The organism is Enterobacter sp. 04-C-12-SI-ECC (genome assembly GCF_047530715.1).
GTDB classification, from domain to species: domain Bacteria; phylum Pseudomonadota; class Gammaproteobacteria; order Enterobacterales; family Enterobacteriaceae; genus Enterobacter; species Enterobacter bugandensis.
Genome location: NZ_JBLKDI010000038.1, coordinates 1 through 12,208, shown reverse-complemented (window position 1 = coordinate 12,208; position 12,208 = coordinate 1). Strand labels below are relative to the sequence as shown.

The 12,208-nt window shown below is 61.3% G+C and carries 9 protein-coding genes; 2 read left to right on the top strand and 7 right to left on the bottom strand.

Annotated features, from left to right (window positions below):
• Nucleotides 1-167 precede the first annotated feature (167 nt).
• Genes entF through fes form a run of 3 tightly spaced genes read right to left on the bottom strand, consistent with a single transcriptional unit; the run spans nt 168 to nt 5,450 of the window.
• Nucleotides 168-4,031: an enterobactin non-ribosomal peptide synthetase EntF gene (gene entF / locus ACMWL8_RS24775; protein WP_045261314.1), complete on the bottom strand. Its 3,864-nt coding sequence runs from the start codon at nt 4,029-4,031 to the stop codon at nt 168-170.
• Nucleotides 4,028-4,240 (bottom strand): MbtH family protein, encoded by a 213-nt coding sequence (locus ACMWL8_RS24770; RefSeq protein WP_028012289.1) that lies wholly within the window; start codon nt 4,238-4,240, stop codon nt 4,028-4,030. The genes entF and ACMWL8_RS24770 overlap by 4 nt, the downstream gene beginning before the upstream one ends.
• Before the next feature lie 10 nt (nt 4,241-4,250).
• Nucleotides 4,251-5,450 carry an enterochelin esterase gene (gene fes, locus ACMWL8_RS24765; protein WP_414751622.1) on the bottom strand — a complete coding sequence of 400 codons (1,200 nt, stop codon included), beginning with the start codon at nt 5,448-5,450 and terminating at the stop codon, nt 4,251-4,253.
• Nucleotides 5,451-5,593: 143 nt separating this feature from the next.
• Between fes and ACMWL8_RS24760 the strand changes: the two genes are divergently transcribed.
• Nucleotides 5,594-7,843: a TonB-dependent siderophore receptor gene (locus ACMWL8_RS24760; RefSeq protein ID WP_045261312.1), complete on the top strand. Its 2,250-nt coding sequence runs from the start codon at nt 5,594-5,596 to the stop codon at nt 7,841-7,843.
• A gap of 81 nt (nt 7,844-7,924) precedes the next feature.
• Nucleotides 7,925-8,614, top strand: coding sequence for an enterobactin synthase subunit EntD (entD, locus tag ACMWL8_RS24755; protein WP_045261311.1), 690 nt, complete (start codon nt 7,925-7,927; stop codon nt 8,612-8,614).
• Here the strand turns inward: entD and ACMWL8_RS24750 are convergent.
• Genes ACMWL8_RS24750 through ACMWL8_RS24735 form a run of 4 tightly spaced genes read right to left on the bottom strand, consistent with a single transcriptional unit; the run spans nt 8,550 to nt 11,951 of the window.
• The gene (locus ACMWL8_RS24750) at nt 8,550-9,389 is read right to left on the bottom strand and encodes a metal ABC transporter permease (RefSeq protein ID WP_045261310.1); all 840 of its coding nucleotides are present in this window, start codon (nt 9,387-9,389) and stop codon (nt 8,550-8,552) included. The genes entD and ACMWL8_RS24750 overlap by 65 nt on opposite strands.
• On the bottom strand, nt 9,386-10,234 hold the full coding sequence (sitC, locus tag ACMWL8_RS24745; RefSeq protein WP_045261309.1) for an iron/manganese ABC transporter permease subunit SitC: 849 nt from the start codon (nt 10,232-10,234) through the stop codon (nt 9,386-9,388). The genes ACMWL8_RS24750 and sitC overlap by 4 nt, the downstream gene beginning before the upstream one ends.
• Nucleotides 10,231-11,037 carry a manganese/iron ABC transporter ATP-binding protein gene (locus ACMWL8_RS24740; RefSeq protein ID WP_028012282.1) on the bottom strand — a complete coding sequence of 269 codons (807 nt, stop codon included), beginning with the start codon at nt 11,035-11,037 and terminating at the stop codon, nt 10,231-10,233. The genes sitC and ACMWL8_RS24740 overlap by 4 nt, the downstream gene beginning before the upstream one ends.
• A gap of 2 nt (nt 11,038-11,039) precedes the next feature.
• Complete coding sequence (locus ACMWL8_RS24735; protein ID WP_045261308.1) at nt 11,040-11,951, bottom strand: metal ABC transporter substrate-binding protein; 912 nt, start codon at nt 11,949-11,951, stop codon at nt 11,040-11,042.
• Between the last annotated feature and the right edge of the window lie 257 nt (nt 11,952-12,208).

Here is a 12,208-nt window from a genome sequence, read left to right as displayed (position 1 = left end):
GATAATCGGAGCGATGATGCGTAAGCTGGCGCAGGTGGCGTATGGCGTCCTGAAATCAGGACGCCCGTTCGATGCCACGTTGCATCAGGAAAATGCTTGCATGGCATAACAGTATCTACATTCAGCTCCCGTAGGCCCGGTAAGCACAGCGCCACCGGGCATTTGCACTATCCTAAAATTTCCTTCAGTACCGGCCCAATCTTTTCAAACGCCTGCGGTGAAATGATATCCACGTGGGCGCAGTCCTGGCTGTAGACCTCCAGCTCGCCCACCCACGGCGCCCAGGCCGTATGCGGATCCATCGTTCGCGTGCGTTCGGCAACAAACAGCGTCGCTTTACCGTCAAAGCGTGAACTGTGCGCGGTGGTGAGCAACCGCACCGCGTCCGCGTAGTTGCCTTCAATGGTGTTAAACAATTCGCTGGAGCCCTGTCCCTGCTGAGCGGCGATAAACGCCTGACGCTCGCGCTCGATCTCCGCCAGCACTTCCGGGTCAAGGCCGTTTGCCTCTTTCTCCGCCCAGTTCTGGGTTTCCGGCGGCCAGGTATCCAGCAGGCCAAGGAACGCCACCGCTTCACCCTGCTCGCGCAGGCGGGCCGCAATGCCCTGCGCCAGCGTGCCGCCGAGGGAATAACCGAACAGGTAATAAGGCCCGTGCGGCTGCTGCTTACGCAACGTTTTCAGGTGATGTTCGATCACCCCATCGAGATCCGCGCACTGCTGCATCGGGCCGTTTGGCCGCGGCGACTGAATGCCGGTAATCGACCAGCGCGGGCTGAGGTAGCGCGCCAGGACGCTGAACTGCCAGGCAAAGCCGGACGCCGGATGGAAGCAGAACAGCGTCGGGTCGTTGCTTTCACGCAGCGGCAAAAGGGTTTCATACCCCAGACGCTGCGCCTGTTCGTCGCTCAGTTGCGAGTCCAGCAGCGCGCTGAGCTTGCCGACCGTCGAGGCGACCATAATCTGCCCCGGCGTGACCTTGCGGCTGAACGCACGACTGAGCTGAGCCGCGAGGCGCATCGCCAGCAGCGAGTGGCCGCCAAGGGCAAAGAAGTCGGCGTCGATATCGTTCACTTCGCAGCCCAGCAGCGCAGAAAACGCCTGCGCCACGGCGGCTTCGGTTTGCGTCTCGGGTGCGCGACCGGAGGTTTTACTGGTCAGCTCCGGCAGCGGCAGCGGCAGCGCCTTGCGATCCAGCTTGCCGTTGGCGCTTAGCGGCAGCGCGCTGATTTGCAACAGCACCACCGGCACCATATGCGGCGGCAGCTGTGCCCTGAGCGAGTCCAGCAGCGCGTCGCGATCCAGCGGTAAACCGGATTCCGAGACCACGTACCCCACCAGCTGGCGGGCATCGCCGCCCGTTGCCGCAGCCTGATTAAACACGCACGCATGCGCCACGGCCTGAGCCACGTCAGGCAATGACAGCATCGCCCGGTCGATTTCGCCCAGCTCAATGCGCTGACCGCGGATTTTCAGCTGGTCATCGCTGCGGCCCAGATATTCCACCGCGCCGTTGTCCAGCCAGCGGGCAACGTCTCCGGTGCGATACATCCGCTCGCCTGGGGCAAACGGATCGGCAATAAAGCGGCTGGCGGTGAGGTCGGGACGTCCCAGATACCCCTGTGCCAGCTGAATGCCGGTGAGATACAGATCGCCCGCCACGCCGAACGGCACCGGGCGCATCATCGCATCCAGAATGCGCAGCCCCGTATTCCACACCGGGAAGCCGATCGGCACGCTGTTGCCCTCCACTGCCGCCAGCTCCGGGCCGTACGCCGGATACCAGCTCACGTCCACCGCCGCTTCGGTTGGGCCGTAGAGGTTGTGCAGCGGTACATGAGTGAGCTGCTCCCACTCGCGACACAGCGCCGTTGGCAGCGCTTCGCCGCTGCAGAACACCTGCTTCAGCGTTCTGCAGCAGTCGACGTTTTCCGGCGTCAGCGAGGCAACAAATGCCGCCAGCATCGAGGGCACGAAGTGGGTGGTGGTTACGCCATATTCTGCGAAGAAGCTCTGCATCGCCTGCGGATCGCGGTGCGCGTCCGGCTCGGCCATCACCAGCTTTGCCCCGGCGATAAACGGCCACCAGAACTCCCACACCGACACGTCAAAGCTGCACGGCGTTTTCTGCGCCACGACGTCATGCGCCGCCAGTGGATAATGATCCTGCATCCACTTCAGGCGGTTAACGATGGCGGTATGCCCCACCATTACCCCTTTCGGGCGTCCCGTTGAACCCGAGGTAAAGATGATGTACGCGGTCTGCTCCGGCTTCGCCAGACGCAGAGGTTCAGCGCCTGTGGTTGGCAATAGCATGTTGTAACTAAATGAAGGTATCGGCAGATCGTTAAAGCGCGGAAGCTGCGCGTCGGTGGTAATGAGGAGCGACGGTTTCGCGTCCTCCAGCATCATCCGCAGACGATCGTCCGGGTAGCCGGTATCCAGCGGCAGCCAGGCGGCGCCGGCTTCAACAATCCCGTGCAGCGCCAGGGTCAGGAACACCGAGCGCGGAAGCGCCACCGCCACGCTGTCGCCCGGCTTCACGCCGCGCGCGCGCAGCAGATTTGCCAGCGCGACCACCTGCTCGCGCATCTGGCGGTAGTTCAGCTCAATATGGGCATCCGCCAGCGCGGGAGCGTCCGGCGTTTTGCTCGCCTGCTCCGCCACCAGATCCGCCAGCGTGGTGGAGGGCAGCGCCAGGCCGGTATCGTTGATGCGCGCCAGCCGGGCGTATTCCTGCTCGGATACGGTTTCCACGTCGCCACAGCGCAGGTCCGGGTTCGCGGCAAACTGCGCCAGCATCGCGTTCAGGCGCGAAACGTGGCGCTTCAGCGTCGCGTCGTCGTAACGCTGCCTGTTGGCGAGGATCTCAATGCTTAATCCGCCCTGCTCGTCCGGGAACAGCGCCAGCTCGAGATCGTTCACCGGGCCGGTCGCCAGCGTGTGGGTGATGGCCTCCACGCCGTCGATATCCAGCTGATAATCAAATACCTTCACGTTCAGCACCGGCCCAAACAAGGGTTCGTCCCCTGCGGCCCGCCCGCTGTCGCGCACGATCTGCTCGGCGTCGTAGCGCTGATGTCGGCGCATCTTTTTCAGCTGGTTCGCCAGGCGCAGCGCCAGCTCCGGCAGGCTCTCAAGCGGATTAATATTCACCGCCAGCGGCAGGACGTTAAGCACCGGGCCGGTTGCGGTCAGCGCGGCGGACCCCATGCGGCGCATAAAGATAAACCCGGCGGCGTAGTCCAGCCGTCCGGTGAGGCGGCCGAGCCACAGCGCCACCAGCGCAAGCGCCAGATCGGTGCGCTGTGCCTGCCCGGCTGCCTGCGCCAGCTGGCTAAAGGCGCGAGCGTCCATTGCAATTTTCAGGCGCAGGATGTCGGTAGTGGCGGCGCGTCCCGGCAGCGGCGCGGAGGAGAGCGAGACCGGAGGAGGAAGCTGTTTGCGCTGCTCCTCCCAGAAGGCACCGTCGCGCTGATACGCCTCGCTGTCTCGGTAGAGCTGATACTCGTCAACGACCTCGGCGAACGGAGTAAATGGTGAGGCTGGGGTGGGTTCCCCTTTCTTCCAGGCAGCGTAAATCGCGGCGATCTGGCGGGTAATTGCCGGGAAACTGAAGCCATCCACCACCAGATGGTGATAGCGCTGATACCAGTACCAGCGGTTGTCACCGACCTGAATCAGCTGATGGAAAGCGAGCGGCTGACCGCTGTCCACGCGCAGATCCTGACTGAGATCGGCCTCCATCAGCGCCACGGCGGCGTCGTGAGAATCAACGCTAACGATGGACGGCTCCGGCAGGATCAGGGTCTCATCGACCCACTGCCAGACCTCGCCGTTATCTTCAGCGAAACGCGTGCGCAGGGTATCGGCCTGCATCATGCCCTCGGCGATGGCTTTAGCCAACAGCGGCGCGTCGATATTTCCTTTCAGCTCGGTGTAGTGCGCCACGCTCCAGGCGTTTGGCAGCGAGGAAAGCTGCTCTGCCATCCAGATACCCGGCTGGGCGGCGACGAGAGGAAGACGGTTCATGCGCGCTCCCCCGCAAAAGAGGACGGCTCAAGCGTCTGCCAGCGTTGCGCCAGCCACTGCTGGCACGCCTCCTGAGAGTGCGGCTCGCAGACCACGCGCCAGCCCGCGGGCAACTCGCACTGCTGCGGCCACAGGCTGTACTGCCCCTGGTCATTTTGCAAAATGGCGAACTGTCCCTGCGGATTATCGAAAGGATTGCTGAATTCCATACAGACTCCGTTATTTAATGAGCGGCTGCCAGAGGGTCATCAGCCCCTGCGTCAGCCCACCGCGCCAGCAAAGCGCATCGTGTCCGCCGTCAACCTGACGCCAGATAACCGGTTGCTGAGTGTGTAGTTCGGCGAGGATCGCCTGGTTTGCGCGCAAGATAAGCGGCTCGTTGCGCCCGGCTTCAAGAAGGATGCGTAGCCCGCGAGGGGATATTTCGCCGGTTTTAAGTTGTTCGATTAACAGCCCGTCCTGCTGCCCGCCGCGGTGCGGCCACCAGTAGGAGCCGGACTGGCTAAGCACGCAGCCAAAACGCTGCGGCCAGTGCAGTGCGGCATAAAGGGAAGAGAGACCGCCAAAGCTTTGCCCTGCGACCACCGTACGGTCGGCGCGGTCGCTAAACGGCGCGCGTTGTTGGACAAGGGGGAGAAGTTCTTCCTGCACCGCCAGCCAGAAGTCGGGATTGCACGGCAGCTCGCGGTTACGGTGCTCCATATCGATAACATCGATTAAGACGTAGACCGCAGGCGGCAGATTACGCCCGGCGGTGAGCGACGCCAGCGCAGGCCAGACGGGCATGCTTTCGGCCCAGAACTGCCCGTCGAGCAGCACCGCCAGCGGGCGTTCCCGGTCGTCCCCGCCGGTGGTGAAAATCCAGACGCGACGGCGATTTTTCAGGCGCGCGCTTTCCCACTCAATGCAAATGGGCGCGTTGAAGGGCGTATCAGGATGGTTCCAGCCGGGCTGTACGGGCGCCTCCGGCATCTCAAGCGCCGAGACGGCGTGCCCGCGCCCGCCGCGCCAGCTCTGCGCATTCAGCGGGTCAGAAATTGCGTGAGGCAGCAGCTTGCGCCAGCCTTCGCGCAGCGCCATGCGGTCCGGCTGCTCGCCTTCAAATACTGCATCGGCAAAATCGTTTTCATTCACGGAAGGGATAAAACAGTAACTGCCGCGCCACTCGGGGCTGAACTCGCCCTGCCACTGCCAGACGTCGGTATCGGGAATGCGTTCGAGGGACTGCGGGCGGGCATTTTGATGGTGATCGGTCACGCCGGTGACGTAGAGCCAGACGCGTTTGATCCGTGACGTTGTTTGCGTTCCTGCCGGGTCACGCCACCAGAACGTGACGCGATAGTTTCCCTTTTCCGGCGTCCCTTCAGGCCCGTTTTTCGACTGCCACCACGCTTCACTTCCGGTTGTTAACGCCGTCACCCTTATAACCTCATGTTTAACAGTCTTTTTTGTTTCAGAGCAAATTTTATTGATAATATTATTGATAACTATTTGCATTTGCAATAGCGTAGTGGCCGCGCTGTGGGAAGCGCTCATAAAACAACCATAAAGCAGGACGTACAATGAATAAGAAGATTCACTCTCTGGCCTTGCTGGTCAATTTAGGGATTTACGGCGTCGCGCTGCCCGCTCTCGCAGACGACAACACCGCCTCAGCGCAGCACGAAGACACGATGGTGATCACCGCTGCCGAGCAAAATCTGCAGGCGCCGGGGGTATCGACCATCACCGCCGACGAGATCCGCAAAAACCCGCCCGCGCGGGACGTGGCGGAAATCATCCGCACCATGCCGGGCGTTAACCTGACCGGTAACTCCACCAGCGGCCAGCGCGGGAATAACCGTCAGATTGATATCCGCGGCATGGGGCCAGAAAACACCCTTATCCTGATCGACGGCAAGCCGGTGACCAGCCGTAACTCTATCCGTCTGGGCTGGCGCGGCGAACGTGACACCCGGGGCGATACCGGCTGGGTCCCGCCGGAGATGATCGAGCGTATCGAAGTGATTCGCGGTCCGGCCGCCGCGCGCTACGGTAACGGCGCGGCGGGCGGCGTGGTGAACATCATCACCAAAAAATTCGACGACCAGTGGCACGGCTCCTGGAACACCTACCTGAATGCGCCTGAGCACAAGGATGAAGGTTCCACCAAACGCACCAACTTCAGCCTGAGCGGCCCGCTGGGCGGCGACTTCAGCTTCCGCATGTTCGGTAACCTGGACAAAACCCAGGCCGACGCGTGGGACATCAACCAAGGTCACCAGTCTGACCGTACCGGTGCCTACGCCGACACGCTGCCCGCGGGCCGTGAAGGGGTAGAGAATAAAGACATCAACGGCGTGGTGCGCTGGGACTTTGCGCCAATGCAGTCACTGGAATTTGAGGCGGGCTACAGCCGCCAGAACAACCTCTACGCCGGTGATACCCAGAACACCAACAACGACAACAGCTCCAGCGGGCTGGTGAAAAAGAACTACGGCAAAGAGACCAACCGAATCTATCGCCAGAACTTCGCGGTGACCTGGAACGGCGGTTGGGACAACGGCATTACCACCAGCAACTGGGCGCAGTACGAGCACACCCGCAACTCCCGTCTGGGCGAAGGGCTGGCGGGCGGTCTGGAAGGTCTGTTCAACAGCAATAAATTCACCGACACCGACCTGGCCGACGTGATGCTGCACAGCGAAATCAACCTGCCGATTGATTTCCTCGTTAACCAGAACCTGACGCTCGGCACCGAGTGGAACCAGCAGCGGATGAAGGATTCGACCTCCTTCTCGCAAACCCAACAGGGTGGCACCATCCCGGGCATGAGCGAAGACCGTAGCCCGTACACGTCAGCGGAGATCTTCTCCCTGTTCGCTGAGAACAACATGGAGCTGACCGACAGCACCATGCTGACCCCTGCCCTGCGCTTCGACCACCACACCATCGTGGGCAATAACTGGAGCCCGTCCCTGAACCTGTCGCAGGGTCTGGGGGATGACTTCACCCTGAAGATGGGCATCGCGCGCGCCTACAAAGCGCCAAGCCTGTACCAGACTAACCCGAACTACCTGTTGTACAGTAAAGGCCAGGGCTGCTACGCCAGTTCCGACGGCGTGGGCTGCTACATGATGGGTAACGACGATCTGAAAGCGGAAACCAGCATCAACAAAGAGATTGGCCTCGAGTGGAAACGCGACGGCTGGCTGGCGGGCGTGACCTGGTTCCGCAACGACTACCGCAACAAGATTGAAGCGGGCTACGCGCCGATTGGCCAGACCTCCACCGGTAAAGTCACCACCGATATCTACCAGTGGGAAAACGTGCCGAAGGCGGTGGTGGAAGGTCTGGAAGGCTCCCTGAACGTGCCGGTCAGCGACACGATCAACTGGACCAACAACATCACCTATATGCTGCAAAGCAAGAACAAGGAGACCGGCGACCGTCTGTCGATCATCCCGGAGTACACGCTGAACTCAACCCTGAGCTGGCAGGTGCATCAGGATGTGTCATTGCAGTCGACCTTCACCTGGTACGGCAAGCAGCAGCCGAAGAAGTATAACTATAAAGGCCAGCCGGTGACCGGGTCTGAGAAAGACGAGGTCAGCCCGTACAGCATCGTTGGCCTGAGCGCCACCTGGGACGTGACGAAAAACGTCAGCCTGACCGGCGGCGTGGACAACGTCTTCGACAAGCGCCAGTGGCGCGCGGGTAATGCCCAGACCACGGGGAACGCGACAACCGGCGCGTATATGTACGGTGCGGGTGCGTATACGTATAATGAACCGGGTCGCACCTGGTACATGAGCGTAAACACAAGATTCTGATACAGGCAGTGAATTCCCCCTCTCCCTGTGGGAGAGGGTTGGGGTGAGGGCATCAGTCCGCACAATTCAGAGGGAAAAACCATGCACACCACCCACAGCACATTTTCTCTCGCCGGCCTCACCCTCCACCGCATCACCTTCGACCCCGCCACCTTCACCGACGCCGATCTCCTCTGGCTCCCCCATCACGCCCAGCTCGCTGACGCCGGACGTAAACGCAAGGCTGACCATCTGGCAGGACGCATCGCCGCCGCGCACGCCTTGCCTGACCACACCGTTCCCGCCATCGGCCCCAGCGGGGAACCGCTCTGGCCGGACGGAATTTCCGGCAGCATCACCCACAGCGGCACGCAGGCGATGGCTGTCGTCGCGCCTTACCCTGCGCTTATCGGTATCGATAGTGAAGCGATCCTCGCCGAAAATGAAGCAAGGGAAATCAAAGATGGCATTATAGATGCCCATGAAGAGCGCGTGCTTTCCCGCTCGGGTTACCCGTTCGCCCTCGCCCTGACGCTGGTTTTCAGCGCCAAAGAGAGCCTGTTTAAGGCCCTCTTTCCGCAGGTGCAGTCTTACATGGGGTTTGACAGCGCGCGCGTCACGATGCTCGATAAAGAGACGCTAATGCTGGCGCTGACTCGTCCGCAGATGGGATTTGACGAAGGTTTAGCCTTCACACTTCACTGGCTACTCGACGGCGAACAGGTCATCACCCTGCTGTCACACGCTCCTGCCGACGCGCCTTCACGCTGGTCACCACAAACGTCACGATAAACACCACCGCGAACAGCACCACGATGGTCGGCGCGGGCGCGCTGTCGAGATAAAACGACGCATACACGCCGCTGACCGATACCAGCGCAGATACCGCCACCGCCACGATCAGCGCCATGTGAAAGCGTCGGGCGATCAGCACCGCCACCGCGCCGGGGGCAATCAGCAGCGAAATCGACAGAATAATCCCCACCGCCTTCAGCGTCGCCACGATGGTCAGCGACACCATGCACAGTAAGCCATAGTGCAGCCAGCGGGCGCGCAGGCCGCTCGCCTGCGCCTGCTGATAGTCAAAGCAGAACAGCAGGAAATCGCGCCACTTCAGGCCAATCACCAGCGCAATCAGCCCCGCGACGAGACCGCTTTGCAGAATGTCCATCCCGTTTATGCCCAGCATATCGCCGAACAGAATGTGGTCGAGATGCACCTCAGGTTTGACGGCGATATAGAGGATCAGCCCCGCGCCGAACATCCCGGAAAAGACGATCCCCATCACCGTATCCTGCTTGATGCGGCTATTGTCCTTGAGGTAGCCGGTGGCGACCGCGCAAAACAGACCGGCAACGAACGCGCCCAGCGCCAGCGGCAGGCCCATCACCCACGCCAGCACCACGCCGGGAAACACCGCGTGGCTCATGGCGTCGCCCATCAGCGCCCAGCCTTTCAGCACCAGAAAAACCGACAGCAGCGCGCAGGGCACGGCTACCAGAAGTGAAATCAGCAGCGCGTTGTTCATGAACGCAAACTGGAAGGGTTCAAGGAGCAGCGCCATCATGGATGTGCCTCCTTCGCGCGACGACGGCTGGCGAGCAGCCCGTGCTTCGGCGCAAAAACGAACGCCAGCAGGAACAGCAGCGTCTGGGCGACCACAATAATGCCGCCGGTGGCGCCGTCCAGGTAATAGCTGGCCCACGCGCCGAGGAAGCTGGTGAGGCTGCCAATGGCGACGGCAATCATCAGCAGACGCGGGAAGCGGTCGGTCAGCAGCCACGCGGTTGCGCCGGGCGTAACCACCAGGCAAATCACCAGAAACGCGCCGACGGTTTGCAGCGCCGCCACGGTAGAGACCGCCAGCAGCGTGAAGAACAGGATCTTCAGGCGCTCAGGGCGCAGGCCGATGGCGCGGGCGTGGTTCTCATCAAAAAAGGTCACCATCAGATCTTTCCATTTGAACAGCAGGATAACCATCGACACCACGCCGATAATCGCCAGCTGGACGATATCCTCCGGCGCGATAGCCAGAATATTGCCGAGCACGATGGTCTGAATATTCACCGAGGTTGGGTTGAGCGAGACCATAAACAGCCCCAGCCCGAAAAAAGAGGAGAAGATCAGCCCGATAATGGCGTCCTCCTTCAGGCGGCTGCGCTGGTTGAGAAACAGCATGCTGCCGGCCGCCAGCCCGCCCGATAAAAACGCCCCCAGCGAGAACGGCAGCCCGAGCATGTAAGCCCCCGCCACGCCCGGCACGATGGAGTGAGAGAGCGCATCGCCGATTAGCGACCAGCCTTTGAGCATCAGGTAGCAGGAGAGAAACGCACACAGCCCACCCACCATCGACGAGACCCAAATCGCGTTAAGCATGTACTCATAGCTGAAGGGTTCGAGAAGCGCGTTCATTTTGCCTCCTGCCGGTGCGTCACGAAGGGTCGCTCATCGTCGGTAATGATGCGATCTTCCGAGCCGCTGAGTACCACGTGGCGCAGCACGCCGCTGAAGGCGCGCTCAAGGTTTTCGGCGGTGAAGGTGGTTTCCGTCGGACCGCTCGCCAGCACGGTGCCTTTGACCATCACCGTGTAATCGCAAAACTCCGTGACCGAGCCTAAATTGTGGGTCGAGACCAGCATGGTTTTGCCCTCGTCGCGCAACTCGCGCAGCAGGCTGATGATTCTGGCTTCGGTTTTAACGTCCACGCCGGTAAACGGCTCGTCGAGCAGGATCACCTCGCCCTGCTGGGCAATCGCCCGCGCCAGGAAGACGCGCTTCTTTTGCCCGCCGGAGAGCTCGCCAATCTGCCGGTGGCGCAGCTCGAGCATATCCACGCGCTTCAGGGCGTCGGTCACGATCTGCCGATCCTGCGCTTTAGGCCGCCGCAGAAATCCCATATGCCCGTAGCGGCCCATCATCACCACGTCCTCGACCAGCACCGGAAACGACCAGTCGACCTCTTCCGACTGCGGCACGTAGGCGACCAGGTTCTGGCGCAGCGCCCGGTGAGGCGGCAGCCCATGGAGGGTGATAGTGCCGCTCGCCGCCCGCACAAAGCCCATCACCGCCTTAAACAGCGTGGACTTGCCGGAGCCGTTCACCCCCACCAGCGCGGCAATCGATCCGCCGGGCACGCTGAACGACGCATTGCGTAGCGCCGTGTGGCCGTTGCGGTAGGTCACGGTCACGTCCGTGACGACAATCCCCTTTTGCATGGTCACTCCTTCATGCCGTCGCGAATGCCCTGCACCAGCGTGCGGGTGGTGACGTTCAGCAGGTCGATATAGGTCGGCACGGGGCCGTTTTCCGCACTCAGGGAGTCAACATACAGCACACCGCCGTAGTGGGCGCCGGTTTCCCGCGCCACCTGACGCGCCGGCTTATCGGAGACCGTGCTTTCGCTGAATACCGCCGGGATGCGATGTTTCTTCACCAGATCGATCACCTTGCGCACCTGCTGCGGCGTCCCCTGCCGATCGGCGTTGATCGGCCACAGGTAAAGTTCCTTCATGCCCAGATCCCGCGCAAGATAGGAGAAGGCGCCCTCGCTGGTCACCATCCAGCGTTTGTCTTCCGGGATGGCCGCCACCTGCTTGCGCAGCGGTTCGAGGGTCGCGACGATCTTCTGCTTGTAGGCCTCAGCGTTGCGTTGGTAGACCTGCGCGTTGGCCGGGTCGTACTTCACCAGCGCGTCGCGGATGTTATCAACGTAAATCAGCGCGTTGTCCGGCGACATCCACGCGTGCGGGTTAGGCTTGCCGTCGTACGGCCCCTCGCTGATGCCCATCGGGGTGATGCCCTGGGTGACAATCACCTCCGGCACGCCGTTCAGATGCTGATAAAAACGCTGGAACCACAGCTCCAGGTTCATGCCGTTCGCCAGAATCAGCTGCGCCTTTTGCGCGCGCTTGATATCCCCCGGCGTCGGCTGGTACTCGTGGATTTCAGCGCCCGGTTTGGTGATGGAGGTGACTTCTGCGGCATCCCCCGCCACGTTTTTCGCCATATCCGCGATGACGGTAAAGGTGGTGATGACCTGGAACTTTTCAGCCGCCAGCGCGCCCGTGCTGGCCGTAGCCGTGAGCAGCGCGCCGAGCAACAGACGCTTTAATCCTTGCAGTGGGTGCATCGCAGAAGTCTCCTGAGGTGGTGAAATTCAAAGCAAAATTAGCCCGTGCTATAAGGTATAGCACAGGCTATATTTAAATGAAAATGGTTATCATTAAAGTTATGTCAATGAAGGGTGGGCCTGACGGCGCTTCGCTTATCAGGCCTACGGAAAAGCAGTTTTGTAGATACTGTTATGCCATGCAAGCATTTTCCTGATGCAACGTGGCATCGAACGGGCGTCCTGATTTCAGGACGCCATACGCCACCTGCGCCAGC